The sequence below is a fragment of the Mycobacterium sp. 852002-53434_SCH5985345 genome (assembly GCF_001667155.1).
Taxonomy (GTDB): Bacteria; Actinomycetota; Actinomycetes; order Mycobacteriales; family Mycobacteriaceae; genus Mycobacterium.
In genome coordinates this window covers 15,188-30,728 of sequence record NZ_LZIE01000022.1, presented here as the reverse complement: position 1 = coordinate 30,728, position 15,541 = coordinate 15,188, and the positions used below count along the sequence as shown (strand labels likewise).

At 68.1% G+C, this 15,541-nt stretch carries 17 protein-coding genes; 6 read left to right on the top strand and 11 right to left on the bottom strand.

Translation table 11 applies throughout. The features are described 5' to 3' along the window. Positions 1–213: 213 nt before the first annotated feature. The gene (locus A5756_RS03370; protein ID WP_066947030.1) at positions 214–618 is read right to left on the bottom strand and encodes a DUF3040 domain-containing protein; all 405 of its coding nucleotides are present in this window, start codon (positions 616–618) and stop codon (positions 214–216) included. Between the two features lie 328 nt (positions 619–946). On the opposite strand from A5756_RS03370, the gene A5756_RS03365 reads away from it, so the two are divergent. Next, the gene (locus tag A5756_RS03365; protein WP_066947025.1) at positions 947–1,555 is read left to right on the top strand and encodes an N-acetyltransferase; all 609 of its coding nucleotides are present in this window, start codon (positions 947–949) and stop codon (positions 1,553–1,555) included. Positions 1,556–1,695: 140 nt separating this feature from the next. Then, positions 1,696–2,343 carry a DUF3153 domain-containing protein gene (locus tag A5756_RS03360; protein ID WP_066947041.1) on the top strand — a complete coding sequence of 216 codons (648 nt, stop codon included), beginning with the start codon at positions 1,696–1,698 and terminating at the stop codon, positions 2,341–2,343. Here A5756_RS03360 and A5756_RS03355 read toward each other — a convergent pair. Beyond that, positions 2,340–3,236 carry a mycobacterial-type methylenetetrahydrofolate reductase gene (locus A5756_RS03355; RefSeq protein WP_066947022.1) on the bottom strand — a complete coding sequence of 299 codons (897 nt, stop codon included), beginning with the start codon at positions 3,234–3,236 and terminating at the stop codon, positions 2,340–2,342. The genes A5756_RS03360 and A5756_RS03355 overlap by 4 nt on opposite strands. Before the next feature lie 278 nt (positions 3,237–3,514). Between A5756_RS03355 and idsA2 the strand changes: the two genes are divergently transcribed. Together idsA2 and A5756_RS03345 are read left to right on the top strand one after the other, a co-directional pair. Continuing rightward, on the top strand, positions 3,515–4,564 hold the full coding sequence (gene idsA2, locus A5756_RS03350) for a bifunctional (2E,6E)-farnesyl/geranyl diphosphate synthase (RefSeq protein WP_066947019.1): 1,050 nt from the start codon (positions 3,515–3,517) through the stop codon (positions 4,562–4,564). Between the two features lie 4 nt (positions 4,565–4,568). Next, a complete protein-coding gene (locus tag A5756_RS03345) occupies positions 4,569–6,113 on the top strand; it encodes an alpha-(1->6)-mannopyranosyltransferase A (RefSeq protein WP_066947015.1) in 1,545 nt (514 codons plus the stop codon). Between the two features lie 4 nt (positions 6,114–6,117). On the opposite strand, the gene A5756_RS03340 is transcribed toward A5756_RS03345, so the two are convergent. Continuing rightward, positions 6,118–6,522 carry an Rv2175c family DNA-binding protein gene (locus A5756_RS03340; RefSeq protein ID WP_066947011.1) on the bottom strand — a complete coding sequence of 135 codons (405 nt, stop codon included), beginning with the start codon at positions 6,520–6,522 and terminating at the stop codon, positions 6,118–6,120. An 80-nt stretch (positions 6,523–6,602) separates the two neighbouring features. On the opposite strand from A5756_RS03340, the gene A5756_RS03335 reads away from it, so the two are divergent. Continuing rightward, a complete protein-coding gene (locus tag A5756_RS03335; protein WP_197505340.1) occupies positions 6,603–7,838 on the top strand; it encodes a protein kinase in 1,236 nt (411 codons plus the stop codon). Here the strand turns inward: A5756_RS03335 and A5756_RS03330 are convergent. The 3 genes from A5756_RS03330 to A5756_RS03320 are packed head-to-tail and all read right to left on the bottom strand — an operon-like array spanning position 7,835 to position 10,685. Then, positions 7,835–9,223 (bottom strand): class II 3-deoxy-7-phosphoheptulonate synthase, encoded by a 1,389-nt coding sequence (locus A5756_RS03330; RefSeq protein ID WP_066947001.1) that lies wholly within the window; start codon positions 9,221–9,223, stop codon positions 7,835–7,837. The two genes, A5756_RS03335 and A5756_RS03330, sit on opposite strands and share 4 nt — an antisense overlap. A 60-nt stretch (positions 9,224–9,283) precedes the next feature. After that, positions 9,284–9,808, bottom strand: a complete 525-nt coding sequence (locus A5756_RS03325) for a polyadenylate-specific 3'-exoribonuclease AS (RefSeq protein WP_066946996.1) — start codon at positions 9,806–9,808, stop codon at positions 9,284–9,286. 10 nt (positions 9,809–9,818) lie between these two features. Then, entirely contained in the window at positions 9,819–10,685 is an 867-nt protein-coding gene (locus A5756_RS03320) for a hypothetical protein (protein ID WP_197505343.1), read from the bottom strand. A 109-nt stretch (positions 10,686–10,794) separates the two neighbouring features. Here A5756_RS03320 and A5756_RS03315 point away from each other — a divergent pair, with 109 nt between their 5' ends. After that, entirely contained in the window at positions 10,795–12,090 is a 1,296-nt protein-coding gene (locus A5756_RS03315) for a glycosyltransferase 87 family protein (RefSeq protein WP_066946989.1), read from the top strand. Between the two features lie 13 nt (positions 12,091–12,103). On the opposite strand, the gene A5756_RS03310 is transcribed toward A5756_RS03315, so the two are convergent. From A5756_RS03310 to A5756_RS03290, 5 genes are all read right to left on the bottom strand, one after another. Further along, entirely contained in the window at positions 12,104–12,832 is a 729-nt protein-coding gene (locus A5756_RS03310; protein ID WP_066946986.1) for a 1-acyl-sn-glycerol-3-phosphate acyltransferase, read from the bottom strand. A gap of 84 nt (positions 12,833–12,916) precedes the next feature. After that, a complete protein-coding gene (locus A5756_RS03305; protein WP_066946982.1) occupies positions 12,917–13,297 on the bottom strand; it encodes a hypothetical protein in 381 nt (126 codons plus the stop codon). Next, positions 13,294–14,562, bottom strand: coding sequence for an ArsA family ATPase (locus A5756_RS03300; protein ID WP_197505342.1), 1,269 nt, complete (start codon positions 14,560–14,562; stop codon positions 13,294–13,296). The genes A5756_RS03305 and A5756_RS03300 overlap by 4 nt, the downstream gene beginning before the upstream one ends. Then, on the bottom strand, positions 14,559–14,993 hold the full coding sequence (locus tag A5756_RS03295; protein ID WP_066946972.1) for an SRPBCC family protein: 435 nt from the start codon (positions 14,991–14,993) through the stop codon (positions 14,559–14,561). The genes A5756_RS03300 and A5756_RS03295 overlap by 4 nt, the downstream gene beginning before the upstream one ends. A 116-nt stretch (positions 14,994–15,109) precedes the next feature. Next, positions 15,110–15,499: a polyketide cyclase / dehydrase and lipid transport gene (locus tag A5756_RS03290; RefSeq protein WP_066946969.1), complete on the bottom strand. Its 390-nt coding sequence runs from the start codon at positions 15,497–15,499 to the stop codon at positions 15,110–15,112. Positions 15,500–15,541: the final 42 nt, after the last annotated feature.

Here is a 15,541-nt window from a genome sequence, read left to right as displayed (position 1 = left end):
ATAAGAGACAGGTGTGGGGGCCGGTGGGGCTCACGTCCTGCGCCGAAGCTCGGTTAGGGCTCGATCCGGCGTCAAAACGGCATCGACGGCCCGCCGATCACCGGTCAGCCCGGGGGCGTCTGTGACCATGGCGCCGCGGCCGGTGCGGGGCAGCAGAAATGGGCAGAAGAAAAGGGGCAGCCGATGGCTACCCCTTATGCGTCGGCGCCGCCGCTAGTCGTCGAAGCGGCGGCGGAACCGGTCTTCCATCCGACTGGTGAACGAGCCACCACCGCCCTTGTTACGCCGTTGGCGGAGCGACCCTGGCGCCGATCCGGGGTGGTCGGGCCGGCCGGACAACCGCGGGCCGGTGATGGCGAATACCACGCCGCCGAACATCACGATGAACCCGAAGACACTGAGAATCGGGAAGTTTCCGATCATGGTGGCCTTGAACGCCACGCCCGAAACCAGCATCGCCAGGCCGATGACGAACAACGCCGCGCCCTGCAGGCGGCGGCGCGCGGTGGGTGCACGGAATCCTCCGCCGCGGACGCTCGACGCGAATTTGGGGTCTTCGGCGTAGAGAGCGCTCTCGATCTGATCGAGCATCCGCTGCTCATGATCGGAGAGTGGCATTCGTCCCTCCTTGCCGACAGTTGACGCGTAACCATCGATAGCACGCGTATGCCCGTTGTGGGGGCAACTAATTGAAATGATACGAGGTCAATGTGCGCCTTACCACTGGTTCGGTGGCGATTCTATCCTGGCCGGTGGTTGCCACCCATAGGAACCGGAACGGCCGTGCGCTACAACCGGCTTCCCCACCCCGGGACGTTCGTGGGTTCGTTGCCACGGCCGCTCGCCGAACAACCTCCCCCTGGTCCGATAATGGCGATGACGGCCCGGGCCGCGCGGCCACGCGAAGGCGAAGCGCCGGAGCACAGGATGAGGAGGACACCGCAACTTGGCGATATTCCTCATCGATCTGCCGCCCACCGATATGGAGCGCCGCCTCGGTGAGGCGCTGAAGGTGTACGTCGACGCGATGCGGTACCCGCGCGGCACGGAAAACCAGCGCGCGGCCATGTGGCTCGAGCACATCCGCCGGCGCGGGTGGCAAGGGGTGGGCGTGGTGGATGCCGAGCTGGGCGACGACGCGGACGCCCCGACCCCCCCGGCGGCCGAACTGAGCAATGCGCCGTTGCTCGGCGTGGCGTACGGCTACCCCGGGGCGCCCGGGCAGTGGTGGCAGCAGCAAGTCGTCCTCGGCCTGCAACGCGGTGGTCTGCCGCCCCAGCAGATCGCCGGCCTGATGAACAGCTACTTCGAGCTGACCGAGCTGCACATCCATCCCCGCGCGCAGGGTCGCGGCCTCGGCGAGGCGATGGCCCGGCGGCTCCTGGCCGGCCGGGCCGAAGAGAATGTCCTGCTGTCCACGCCGGAGACCAACGGTGAGCCGAACCGGGCCTGGCGGTTGTACCGACGGCTGGGCTTCACCGACGTCATCCGCGGCTACCACTTCGCAGGGGACCCACGGGCATTCGCGATCCTGGGCCGCAAGCTGCCGCTGTGACAGCCGGCTCGAGGGCGCGCCCGGCCGAACGCGCGAAAGCGACACGCCGGATCTGGCACGATGACCTGGTGCGCGCCAGCCATGCCCCGCCCCGAACCCGTGGATTCACCGCTCGGCGGCGCCGGTTAGTGGCCATCGCGATGCTGCTCATGCTGGTTCCGCTGGCCACGGGGTGCCTGCGGGTCAGGGCGTCGCTCACCATCTCACCCGATGACCTGGTGTCCGGCGAGATCGTCGCCGCCGCGAAACCCAAGACGCCCAAGGACACCGGGCCCCAGCTCGACAGCAACAACCTGCCGTTCAGCCAGAAGGTGGCGGTGTCGAACTACGACAGCGACGGTTACGTGGGGTCGCAAGCGGTGTTCTCCGACCTGACCTTCGCCGAGTTGCCGCAGCTGGCCAACATGAATTCCGACGCGCAGGGCGTGAACCTCACGCTGCGCCGGAACGGCAACCTGGTGATCCTCGAGGGCCGCGCGGACCTGACCTCCCTGACCGATCCCGAAGCCGACGTCGAACTGACCGTCGCCTTCCCGGGCGTGGTCACCTCCACCAACGGCGACCGGGTCGAATCCACGGTGGTCTCCTGGAAGCTCAAACCGGGCGTGGTGAGCACCATGACCGCCCAGGCCCGTTACACCGACCCGAACACGCGGTCCCTGACCGGGGCGGGCGTGTGGCTGGGCATCGCGTCTTTCGCGGCGGCCGGCGTGGTCGCGCTGCTGGCCTGGATGAACCGCGACCGTTCGCCGCGGGTCACGGCGCCGCGCGACCAGCCGCCGAGCTAGACCCGCTGGGCCGGTGTCCAGTACGCCAGCATCTCCGCGAACGTCTGGAAGGCGGGCCCCGACACCCCGTAGGTCGCCTCGAGGTGGATGCTCAGCGGGAAGCCCAGCTCGGCCACCCCGTCAATAACGCGCTTGTATAGGTCGACCATGAGCTGGCGCTTCCGGGGCGGTTCGCTGCCGGCCAACCGCTTGACGAACTCCTGCTCGTCGGCGACCACCCGGTTGCCCGGGTCCTGAATCAGCCAGTTGATCAGGCCGACCCGGCTCTCCATCTTCGGGACGAAGCCGAACGACAGCAGGATCTCCGGCCGGTGATCGGTGTTCTTGGCGAAATCGCGCAGGAATCCCACGATCGCGTCGGAGTACAACAGCTGGGTCATGCCGTAGGTCGCGCCCTGGTCGCACTTGAAGTTGAACCGGCCGTGCTCCCCTTCGCGGGTGGGAATCAGGATCACGCCGCGGTTGGGCACCAGCTCGCGATAGATCGACAGGGCATCGGTGGGCGCGACGCCGGAGCCCTCCCCGTCGTTCATGGTGCGCGGGACGCCGACGAAGACCACGCCCTCCATCCCGGCCGCGCGCAGATCGGTCAACCGCCGCCGCAACGTCGGCTCGTCGGAGAAGGCGGTGACCTGGGTGCACAGGCCGTGGATTCCCGGCAGCTCGGGCTTGACGATCGACCAGAAGTCCAGCACATCCAGCTTGGGTTTCATCGTGATGGGACGGTCGTCGTCCTCGGCGATGATGCCCGGGATCATCACGTGCCGGAGCCGGCCGTCCAGACCGGATTCGGCCGAGTACTGCACCACCTTTCGCGCGTCTTCGAGTGCCCGATCCCGGCCTTCATCGGCGTTGGGCGGCACCAGCTCGAGCGCAATGGTGTTGAGTGTCACGCGGCTTCTCTCCATCCCGACGAATTTGGGGCATCCCCCGGCCGCACACCAGCGGGCGGCCCCGACACCCCAGCCAGCATAGGCGTGGGGGTACCACCCGCTTTCGGGGGAATAGTGAGCCAGTCGAAGCAACCGCGGACCCCCACCCACGCCAGGTTGAAACGATCCCCGATGCCGCGCCGAATACACTGGTCGGGCCTGCCACACGCAGACACGTCGAGGGAGAAAGGGGCGCCGCGCTGAGCCTGAAAGCTTCAGAAGCAGCGGCAACCGTCGGGTTGACCGGCGCCATCACCGATCGACTGCGGCAGTATTTGCACGACCGGCGCGTCGACACCGCCCACATCGGCGGCGACTACGAAGACCTCGTCGCCGCGCTCGAAGCCTTCGTGCTCAACGGGGGCAAGCGGCTGCGGCCCGCCTTCGCCTACTGGGGCTGGCGCGCCGTAGCGACCGGGGAACCCGATTCCGAAGCGCTGCTGCTGTTTTCCGCGCTGGAGCTGCTGCACGCCTGCGCGCTGGTCCATGACGATGTGATCGACGACTCCTCCACCCGCCGCGGCCGGCCGACCGCTCATGTCCAGTTCGCGGAACTGCACCGCAATCGGCGGTGGCGGGGCTCTTCGGAAAGGTTCGGCATGTCGGCCGCCGTCCTGCTCGGGGACCTCGCGCTGTCCTGGGCCGACGACATCGTATTTCGCGTTGACCTGTCACCGGAGGCCGCGCGGCGCGTCCAGCGCGTGTGGGCCGAGATCCGCACCGAGGTGCTGGGGGGTCAGTACCTGGACATCGTCGCCGAGGCCAGCGCCGCCGAATCGATCGCGTCGGCGATGAACGTCGACACGTATAAGACGGCCTGTTACACCGTGTCGCGACCGCTGCAGTTGGGGGCGGCCGCGGCCGCCGATCGGCCCGACGTGCAGGACGTCTTCGGCCGGTTCGGGACGGACCTCGGGGTGGCGTTCCAACTGCGTGACGACGTGCTGGGCGTGTTCGGGGACCCGGCGGTAACCGGCAAACCGTCGGGTGACGACTTGCGGTCGGGCAAGCGCACCGTGCTGCTGGCCGAGGCGCTGGAGTTGGCGGACAGGTCGGATTCGTTGGCGGCCAACCTGTTACGCGACTCGATCGGGGCGCAGCTGACCGACGCCGAGGTGGACCGGCTGCGGGAGGTCATCGAGTCGGTGGGCGCCCTGGCCGCGGCCGAGCGACGCATCGCCGAGCTGACGCAACGGGCGCTGGCCGCGCTGGCGGCCGCGCCCATCAACGCGGCGGCCAAGTCCGGATTGTCCGAGCTGGCCAGAATGGCCACCGACCGGTCCGCCTGAGCCGATGACGACGCCGACGCACACCCCGCCGTCCGACACGCCGGCAACGGAACCGCCTGGCGGCGGATGGCTTTCGCGGCTGCGCGCATTCACCACCGCCGCGCAGTCCCGGCCGGCGAAGCTGGGGATGCTCGGTTCGGTCCTGATCACCGTGGGCGGCCTGGGTGCGGGCAGCACCCGGCAACACGACCCGCTGCTGGAGTCAATCCACATGTCGTGGCTGCGTTTTGGCCACGGCCTGGTGTTGTCGTCGGTGGTGTTGTGGATGGGCGTGGGCCTCATGCTGATCGCATGGCTGGGGCTGGGCCGGCGCGTGCTGGCCGGTGAAATGACCGAGTTCATGATGAAGGTCACCACCGGCTTCTGGCTGGCGCCGCTGCTGCTTTCGGTGCCCGTCTTCAGCCGGGACACCTATTCGTATCTCGCCCAGGGTGCCCTGCTGCGCGATGGCCTGGATCCCTACGCCGTCGGACCGGTCGCCAACCCGAATAACCTGCTGGACAACGTAAGTCCCATCTGGACGATCACCACCGCCCCCTATGGCCCGGCGTTCATTCTGGTGGCCAAACTCGTCACGATGCTCGTCGGGAACAACGTGGTGGCCGGAACGGCACTGCTGCGGCTGTGCATGCTGCCGGGGCTGGCCCTGCTGATCTGGGCCACCCCGCGATTGGCCCGCCACCTGGGCGCCGACGGCTCGACGGCCTTGTGGATCTGTGTTCTCAACCCGCTCGTGCTCATCCATCTGATGGGGGGGGTGCACAACGAGATGCTGATGGTGGGACTGATGGCCGCCGGCATCGCGCTGAGCTTCGCCGGCCGCCACGTCCTCGGCACTTCGCTGATCACCGTGGCGATCGCGGTCAAGGCCACGGCCGGGATCGCCCTGCCGTTCATGGTGTGGGTGTGGACGCGGCATCTGCGCGACCGCCGCGGGTACAGCCCGGCCTGGGCGTTCGCGGCGGCCACCGCGACATCACTGCTGGTCTTCGCCGTCGTGTTCGGCATCCTGTCGGCGGTGGCGGGGGTGGGCCTGGGGTGGCTGACCGCACTGGCCGGGTCCGTGAAGATCATCAACTGGCTGACCGTGCCGACCGCGGCCGCCAACATCATTCACGCCGTGTTCAGCGGCTTCTTTGCGGTGCACTTCTACCCCTTGCTGCGCATCACCCGCTTCATCGGGATCGCGATCATCGCGGTGTCGCTGCCCCTGCTGTGGTGGCGGTTCCGGCGCGACGACAGGGCCGCCCTCACCGGCATCGCGTACTCGATGCTGGTGGTGGTGCTCTTCGTCCCCGCGGCGCTGCCGTGGTACTACTCCTGGCCGCTGGCGGTGGTGGCCCCGCTGGCGCAGTCCCGGCGGGCCGTCGCGATCATCGCCGGGCTGTCGACGTGGGTGATGGTGATCTTCAAACCCGATGGCTCGCATGGGATGTACTCGTGGCTGCATTTCTCGCTGGCCACCGCTTGCGCGCTGATCGCCTGGTACAGGCTCTACCGTGCCCCCGACGAGCGGGCCGGCATAACCGAGGAAGCTGTCGCTCAGTAAGCCCTCAGCAAGCCATCGCCTGTGCCCGACGCACGACTTCCCGAGCCTGGTGCGCGTGCAGGGCGTCGACGGGGCGGGCGTTGCTGATGGCATCCCGGCTGCCGTCGTGCGTGATCGTCAGCGACGGATCGGGGGTGAACAACCACCGCACGATCTCGGTGTCGTGGTAGCCGCCGTCGTGCAGGATCGTCAACAGTCCCGGCAGGCTCTTGACCACCTCACCGGACTTGGTGAAGAACACCTGCGGCACCACCAGGCCGCCCTCGCGCTTCACCGCAACCAGGTGACCTTCCCGAAGTTGCTGCTGGACCTTGCTGACCGAAATCCGGAGCAATTCGGCGACCCGCGGAAGGTCGTAGGTGGGCTCGTCGGGATCCAGAACATCGTCGCCGGCAGGAACACTGCTCACCCGCGCAAGTGTAGGCCTTGGCACGCGGATTCAACCCGTGTTCTGACGCCCAATCGCACCCTCACCCCTACGATGGCCCCGTGGCCGGACCCGGGACGCGAGACCCCTTGGACAGCGTCTTGCTGGATGGCCGCTACCTGGTGCAGTCCAAGATCGCCAGCGGCGGCACGTCGACGGTGTACCGCGGCCTCGACACGCGGCTCGACCGCCCGGTCGCGGTGAAGGTGATGGATTCCCGCTACGCCGGCGACGACCAGTTTCTGACCCGGTTTCAGCGCGAGGCCCGCACGGTCGCACGGCTGAAGGACCCCGGCCTGGTCGCGGTATACGACCAGGGCTTGGACGCCCGGCACCCCTTCTTGGTGATGGAGCTCATCGAGGGCGGCACGCTGCGCGAGCTGCTGGCCGAGCGCGGGCCGATGCCGCCCTATGCCGTGGCCGCGGTGCTGCGCCCGGTGTTGGGCGGCCTCGCCGCCGCGCACCGGGCCGGTCTGATTCATCGCGACGTCAAGCCCGAGAACGTGCTGATCTCCGACGACGGCGACGTGAAGATCGCCGATTTCGGTTTGGTCCGTGCCGTCGCGGCCGCTGGAATCACCTCCACGAGCGTGATTTTGGGAACCGCGGCCTACCTGTCTCCCGAGCAGGTGCGCCACGGCGACGCCAGTCCCCGCAGCGACGTGTACTCCGCCGGGATTCTCACCTACGAGCTGCTGACCGGGAGCACCCCGTTCACCGGTGACTCCGCGTTGTCGATCGCCTACCAACGGCTGGACACCGATGTGCCGGCGCCCAGTGCCGCGATCGACGGTGTACCCCCGGAGTTCGACGAGTTCGTGCGGCGCGCGACCGCGCGCGACCCGGGCGACCGGTACGCCGACGCGATCGAGATGGGCGCCGAGCTCGACGCGATCACCGAAGAACTTGCGCTGCCGGATTTTCGGGTCCCGGCACCGCGCAACTCCGCGCAGCACCGGTCCGCGGCCCAGCACAGCCGAATGAGCCAGCGCCCGGACACCGCCGCGCCGCCCGCCGCCGCACCGGTCCGCCACCCCACCCGCCAATTGACCCGCGGCCCCGAGGACTGGTCCGAGCCGCAGCGCCCGCCGCAATCCGATGACGAGCCCGACGACTACGAATACCAGCCCGTCACAGGGGAATTCGCCGGCATTCCGATCAGCGAATTCGCATACGCCCGACAGCACGGCCGGCGCATGGTGCTGATCTGGGTGGCGCTGGTGCTGGCGCTGACCGGTCTGGTTGCCACCGCGGCGTGGACGATCGGGACCAACCTGAACGGGCTGATAGCGGGCTAGTCGCGCAGCATCTCGGCGACCAGGAAGGCCAACTCCAGCGACTGCTGGGTGTTCAGCCGCGGGTCGCATGCCGTCTCGTAGCGCCCCGCCAAGTCCAGATCCGAAATGTCTTGCGCCCCACCCAGGCATTCCGTGACGTCTTCGCCGGTGATCTCGACGTGGATGCCGCCCGGGTGCGTGCCCAGCGCGCGGTGCACCTCGAAGAAACCCTGCACCTCGTCGACGACGCGGTCGAAGTGCCGGGTCTTGTATCCGTTGGACGACTCGTGGGTGTTGCCGTGCATGGGGTCGCACTGCCAGATCACCTGGTGACCGGTCGCCTGGACCTTCTCGACGATGGGCGGCAGCAGATCGCGCACCTTGTTGTTGCCCATCCGGCTCACCAACGTCAACCGGCCCGGCTTGTTGTGCGGGTCAAGCCGTTCCACGTATTCGACGGCCAGTTCCGGGGTCATCGTCGGACCGATCTTCACGCCGATCGGGTTGGCGATCACCTCCGCGAACGCGATGTGCGCGCCGTCGAGCTGGCGCGTCCGCTCGCCGATCCAGACGGTGTGTGCCGACAGGTCGAATAGCTGCGGCTCCCCGTCCTCGCTCGCCGACAGCCGCAGCATGGCCCGCTCGTAGTCGAGCACCAAAGCCTCATGGCTGGCATAGATTTCGGCGGTCTGCAGGTTGCGGTCGGCCACGCCGCAGGCGCTCATGAACCGCAGACCCCGGTCGATTTCGGTGGCCAGCGCCTCGTAGCGGGCGCCGGCGGGCGACGTCCGGACGAACTCCCGGTTCCAGTCGTGGACCAGGTGCAGCGACGCCAGGCCCGACGACGTCAGCGCCCGCACCAGGTTCATCGCCGCACTGGCGTTGGCGTACGCGCGCACCAGCCGCGACGGGTCGTGCTCGCGCGCGGCGGCATCCGGGGCGAAGCCGTTGATCATGTCCCCGCGGTAGGACCGCAACCCCAGGGCGTCGATGTCGGCCGACCGTGGCTTGGCGTACTGGCCGGCGATCCGGGCCACCTTGACCACCGGCATGCTGGCGCCGTAGGTCAGCACCACGGCCATCTGCAGCAGGGCGCGGATGTTGCCCCGAATGTGGGGCTCGGTGTTGTCGGTGAACGTCTCCGCGCAGTCCCCGCCCTGCAGCAGGAACGCCTCGCCCTTGGCGACCTGGGCCAGCTGCTCCTGCAGCCGGAGGATCTCCGAGGGCACCGTCACCGGCGGCACGCTCTCGAGGACCGTTCGCATCGCCGCCGCCTGTTCGGCCGGCCAGCTGGGTTGCTGGGCGGCCGGCTTGGCCAGCGCGGCGTCCAGCCGCGCCCGCAGGTCGTTCGGCAGCGGGGGCAGCGACGGCAGCTGGTCGATCGGGATGTCGACAGTCCAGTTCATCGGTCCATGGTAACCGGGGCGCGAGGGTGACTGATCAGCGCGAACGTCGTCCGGGCGGGCTCAGGGCGATACTCCGGCGTTCGGATCGCTCCCGAGGCCGTCCCCCTCCGCCGAGATGATCAGCCGGTATCGCCGCATCTGGTCGCGGGCGTCGACCAACGCGTCGTGGGCATCGCGCGACCGCGGCGGCATGGGCGGGCAGCCCCGGTCCTCCCACAATTGCCGCAAGTCCCGGGTGAAACGGGGCAGCGCCCGCGGCAGCTCGGGCATCGTGCCCCATAGCTGGCACAAGGCCACGTGGTCGTAGGCGCCGATCCACGCCCACAGTTCGATGGGGTCAGCGCCCCGGACGTCGAAGAAATCCTCGAGGTCCGAGCGGATCTGTCTGCGCGAGCGCCACAGCTGAGACGACGGGGGTGGCAGCTTGGGCAGCACGTTGGCGCGCACCCAGCCGCCGGCGCGTTCGGGATCGAACTCCGTTGACACGGCGTAGTACTCGCGGCCGTCCTCGGCGACCACCCCGATGGAGATCAACTCGATGGTGCGGCCGTCCTCGATGAACTCGGTGTCGTAGAAGTACCGCACCGGCGAAAGCCTATCTGCTGATCAGGATGGGCCCCGTCGGCGGCGGTGCCGGGTGTACGTCGTGGTCGAGCTGGGCGTCGACCGCGCGCTCGTCGGGCAGGCGGGGCGTGCCCGCGATCGCGCACTGCAGATACAGCTTGGCCCGCACCACCGGGCGGCGCAGCGTCCGTTCGCGTTGTAGCGCTCGGCGCATCTTCTCGGGTTGGTTGGTGTATCGCCAGCGAGCCCAGGGCGCATGCGGGCGGGACAATCGGATCGCGCCGATGACCAGCAGCACGACGATGAACATGCCGAGCAGCCCGGTCCACACCTTGCCCTTGAGCACGACGATCACCGCCAGGGGCAGCGTCAACACCAGTCCGCCGGCCACCGCGGCGCGCAGCGGCCAGGAATCGGTGCCTTCCCAGATCGGCAGGAAAAACATCAGCGGATGCAGGCCCATGATCAAGAGTCCGGCCACCCCCACCGCGGCGAACACGGCGTCCACCGAAGTGCGCCCATCCTCTGACCAGTAAACGTCGGACAGGTGCAGGATCAACGCGTACTCGTCGAGCACCAGGGCCGCACCGATGCCGAAAAAGATTGCCGACAAAGTGAATTCGGGCTCGTGTCCGTCGATGGACAGGGTGACCAAGGTCAGGCCGGAGAGCAGCACCAGGACGACACCGAACGTCACGTGGTGGATGTGGACCCCGCTGACATGGACGTTGCGCGGGTGCCACCACCTGGCCGGGTGGCCGGTCTCGGCGCGGTGGCGGATGAAGCGCACGAACGTCCGCGTGACGAAAAACGTCAGGATGAATGCCACCAGGCAGCACAGCAGGGGCAACCGGCCGCCCTCGAGGATGTCGTGCGCGAACCAGCGCGTCACCCGCAGCACGAACCAGTGGAGCACTCTTGAAACGTACGCCTGTGGGCGTAGACACCGCCGGAAGCCGCGCGGAGCGACGTACCACCTCCGCGCACCGATTACGCTGTTGTGCGACATGAGTAGATGGCGGGCGCCCGACGTGGGCCACCCAAGCAAACGTGGCCCCGGGCAGGTCCTGTTGTGGTGCGGTCTCTGGCTGCTAGCGGCCGCGGGGCTGGGCTATGTGGCCTGGCAACTGTTCGGCCACATTCCCTATCGCATCGATATCGACGTGTATCAGATGGGCGCGCAGGCGTGGATGCAGGGCCATTCGCTGTACCGCGGTGATGTGCTGTTCCACACACCGATCGGGCTCAACCTGCCGTTCACCTATCCCCCGCTGGCGGCGATCGTGTTCTGCCCGTTCGCCTGGCTGCACATGCCCGCCGCCAGCGTCGCGATCACGGCGTTGACGTTGGTGCTGCTGGTGGTGTCCACCGTGATCGTGCTGACCCGCCTCGACGTCTGGGCCGCCTCGACGGCGCTGCCCGGCCCGGCCTGGTTGCGCCGCTGGTGGCTGGCCGTCGTCATCACGCTGGCGGCGACCATCTGGCTGGAACCCATCACGTCGAACTTCGCCTTCGGCCAGATCAACGTCGTGTTGATGACCCTGGTGATCGCCGACTGCCTGCCGCGCCGCACACCGTGGCCGCGCGGGCTGCTGCTGGGACTGGGCATAGCGCTCAAACTCACGCCTGCGGTGTTTCTGCTCTATTTCCTGCTGCGTCGCGACAACCGGGCCGCACTCACGGCCGTGGCGTCCTTCGTGGTGACGACGGCGGTGGGTTTCGTTCTGGCATGGGGTGACTCGTGGGAGTACTGGACGCACACCCTGCCGCACACCGATCGGATCGGCGAGGCGGCGCTGAACACCGATCAAAACCTCGCCGGGGCCCTGGCCCGACTCGGGCTGGGCGAGCAACAGCGCTTCCTGCTCTGGGTGGTGGCCTCGCTGCTCGTGCTCGCGCTGACGGTGTGGGCGATGCGCAGGGTGCTGCGGGCCGGCGAGCCCGTGCTCGCCGTCATCTGCGTCGCGTTGTTCGGGTTGATGGTCTCCCCGGTCTCGTGGTCACACCACTGGGTGTGGGGATTGCCGACGGTCGTGGTGCTCGCCGTGCTGGCCTGGCGGCGCCGCAACGTGACGCTGGCCGTGGTCGGTGCCGCGGGAGTGGCGCTGATGAGATGGTCGCCGATCGACCTGCTGCCCAAGCATCACGAGGCGTCGGCGGTCTGGTGGCGTCAGCTCGCCGGGATGTCCTACGTGTGGTGGGCGCTGGCCGTCATCGTCGCGGCCGGTCTGACGGTGACCACTCGCAAGCCGTCGCCGGATTCGGCGCCGCAAGAATTGACGCCGGTGACAGCAGCCGGCTAGTCGAGCCCGCGGATCAACCGACGGCGGTTTCCGGGATCCGGGCGGCCTCGCCGGTCGATCCATCGCCGTTGCGGCTTTCCTTGACGCTGGCGGCGTAGATGTCGACGTACTCCTGGCCGGAGAGCCCCATCAGCTCGTAGATCACCTCGTCGATGACGGCCCGCTCGATGAAGCGGTTGCCGGCCAACCCCTCGAACCGGGAGAAGTCCATCGGCTTGCCGAAGCGAACGGTGACCCGCCCGAAGCGCAACATGTTCGTCCCCGGCGGATTGACGACGTTGGTGCCGATCATCGCCACCGGGATCACCGGGACGCCGGTGTGCAGGGCCAGCCGCGCCAGACCGGTCTTGCCTTTGTACAGCCGGCCGTCCGGCGATCGGGTGCCTTCGGGGTACATCCCCAGCAGCTTTCCGGACGAGAGCAGCCGCTCGGCGGTGGTCAGTGCGGCCTGCGCGCTGTCGGCGTCGGTCCGGTCGATCGGCACCTGGCCCACGGCGGTGAAAAACCAGCGCTGGAACCAGCCCTTCAGGCCGGTCCCCGTGAAGTATTCGGCCTTCGCCAGGAAGGTGATGCGGCGGCGCACCACCAGCGGCAGGTAGAAGCTGTCCATCACCGCCAGGTGATTACTGGCCAGGATCGCCGGGCCGGAACTCGGAATGTGTTCCAGGCCTTCAACTTTTGGCCGACCGAGCAAGGCCAGCAACGGGCCGAGCAGTACGTACTTGAATAGCCAGTACCACATGGCCCTCCCTCTCGCCCGCCCGCCGGTGTTCTGCGCCAACTGTACCCACCGCATGCGGAAGGGACCACCTTCGACGCAGCGGGGTCACTCCTCGACGGTGACGGGAATGGGCTGATACCGGGTCCTGGTCGCTGAGTCGGGAGGCTCCGCCTCGGTGGCGCCGTGGCCGGGCGGCCCGTCGGGCGGTGGTCTCTCCGCGCCGTTGATGTCGTCGAGCATGGCCCGGATCACCTCGAGCAGGGCGATGCTGTGGTCGGCGATAACGGTGATCAGCGGGTGCTGCTCACCGGTCGCCAGCGCGGCCAGCGCGCACACCGGGCACCACACCTGTTGGCACTTGCCGGTCCCGGCTCCGCGGCCCGCCGTCAGCGCGGCCGCCGTCCGCACCGCCGGGTCGATTCCGTCCAGGATTGTCTGGGCGAGCCTGCGCAGCTCGGGACCGATATCCGAATGAGCCCCACTCACTTAGGCCACACCTCCGGATCTGGTCGAAATCGCACCGTCAGCTCGCTACCCCGCAATTGTGCGTCCAGCACCGTGCAGCGCCGGAGCACGGACGCCAACCTAACCCTGCGCCGCAATCCGCCGGCACTGACGATCAGGTCGTCGTCAACGCGCCCCAGCGTCAGCGTTGACGGATCGAGTTGCGGCAACGCTAGCCGCATTCGATAAATGGAACCAAGTCCCGTTCCGGATTCCAGGTCCACCGTCGGCCGCAATGGCCCCGGCGGCGGCGCCCCGCCGCGACGACGCGCGGAGTCGAGCAACTCGCCCAGGGCCTTCGGACCGATCGGCTCCCCGGACAGGTGCGGAGTCAACACCAGGGCCACCTCACCAATGGTGGCGTCGAGTTCGTCGAGAACACCACGTTGTTCGGAAATGCGTTCGGCGTACCAGTAAAACGCGGGGTGCTCCGGCAGGTTGCGGTATTCGTAAGATGCGTCTTCGGTCAGAACCTGGTTGACGATCAGTTCCTCGACGCGCACCCCCATCAATGCCAGCGAACCCAGCGTCCTGGCCGCCTCCGCAGCGACGACCCGCTCCGGCGTCAATACCAAGTGCGCGCCGACCAATTCGCCGTCGGTCAGCAGGGTGTTGAGCGTCTCGACGCTGGCGCCGATGCGCTCCAGCAGCTCCACCATCGCCGCCGAGCGGGAGTCGTCGGCGCCGACGGACAGCCGCCGATGCCGCGGCCACGCGCGTTCGACATAGAGCCCGAAGGTGGCGGGCAAGGTCAACATCCGCAGCGCGTCGGCGGTCGAGGCGCAGTCGACGACGATGCGATCCCAGCGCCCGGAGACGGCCAGCTCGCCGACGGCGTGCAGCCCGAGCACTTCCTGAACACCCGGCAGCGCCGAAAGTTCTTCGGGGGCAATGGTACTCAGCTCGGTATCGGGAAACCGACGATCCAGCGTGTCGACGACCTCGCGCCAGCGAAGCTCGAGCAGGGCCAGGGTGTCCAGGGCGAGCGCGTCGAGGAAGCCACCACCGGCCTGCTCGTCATCGGCAAGCACGCGAACCAGTTCGCCCGGGCTGGGCGGGACGGGGACACCGAGCACGTCGCCGAGTGAATGCGCCTGATCGGTCGACACCACCAGCACTCGCTGCCCCGCGCTTGCGGCACCGACCGCCGTCGCACAGGCCAGCGTGGACTTTCCTACCCCGCCCTTGCCAACGAAGAGGCTGATTCGGGCCGGGGTGGGCGCCCGCGATTCGCTGGACTCACTCAGCCCTCGACTCGTTTCTTCAGATCCTTCAACGCGGTGTCGGTCAACCGGCGCTCGGCCTTGCGCTTGAGCAGACCGATCATGGGAACGGCGAGGTCAACCGAGAGCTCGTAGGTGACCTCGGTGCCAGATCCCTTGGGCGCCAATCGATATGTGCCCTCCAGCGAACGCAGCAGCGAGCTGGAGACCAGGGTCCAACTGACCGACTGCCGGTCCTTGGGCCACTGGTAGGAAATGACCATCGTGTCCTTGAGCACGGCGGCGTCCAGCACCACCCGCGCGACTTTGGGATAGCCGTCGGCGTCTGTCTCCTGCACCTCGGCTTCCCGGTATTCCGAGATCCACTGCGGGTAGGAATCGATATCCGCGATGACGCCCATCACCGTGCCCGGGTCGGCGTCGATGTAAATGGTCTGCGACGTCTTCTCCGCCACCTGGTGCTGCCCTCTCTCCCGCAAGCGGTCGACGCCGCCGGCGGGGAAACTACCGTGCGGGTCTAACCCCCGGGCCTCCGGTCCGAAACGGTACTCTCCCCGCAAACCTGACCCGGCTAAACTACCGGAGAAACTCCGACCGGACGCGACCGTTCCAGTGTCGTCTTGACCTCGAAGGCCATTTTCTTTCCCGCCACCCGACGGCGGTGCGTCATTTTCGCGAGATTCAGCTTGGCCAACTGCCAGGCCGCCACCCCGGACGGTTCGGCGTGCAGGAAGTAATGCAGCACCACCCCGTCCAGCGACGGCTCCAGCCAGATCTCCATGGTTCCGGTCAGCGCGCCGGTGACCGCCCAGCGGATCCCCTTGTCGCCGCGCTCCTCGACGACCTGCAGCCGCAGGTCCGGCCACCACCGGCGCCAGCTCGACGGATCGGCGACCGCGGCGCCGACCCGCGCACCGTCGGCGGCGACGAACGTCTCGTCGGCGATCTGGATGCTGTTCACTACCCCAGCTTCACACACCCGCGCCCTGGCCCGGCGACTGCC

What these genes read in the sequence shown, in the direction of transcription:
- A5756_RS03370 (WP_066947030.1), bottom strand. Translation starts at nt 618, where the DNA reads ATGCCACTCTCCGATCATGAGCAGCGGATGCTCGATCAGATCGAGAGC.
- A5756_RS03360 (WP_066947041.1), top strand. Translation starts at nt 1,696, where the DNA reads ATGCTGCTCATGCTGGTTCCGCTGGCCACGGGGTGCCTGCGGGTCAGG.
- A5756_RS03345 (WP_066947015.1), top strand. Translation starts at nt 4,569, where the DNA reads ATGACGACGCCGACGCACACCCCGCCGTCCGACACGCCGGCAACGGAA.
- A5756_RS03330 (WP_066947001.1), bottom strand. Translation starts at nt 9,223, where the DNA reads ATGAACTGGACTGTCGACATCCCGATCGACCAGCTGCCGTCGCTGCCC.
- A5756_RS03315 (WP_066946989.1), top strand. Translation starts at nt 10,795, where the DNA reads ATGAGTAGATGGCGGGCGCCCGACGTGGGCCACCCAAGCAAACGTGGC.
- A5756_RS03310 (WP_066946986.1), bottom strand. Translation starts at nt 12,832, where the DNA reads ATGTGGTACTGGCTATTCAAGTACGTACTGCTCGGCCCGTTGCTGGCC.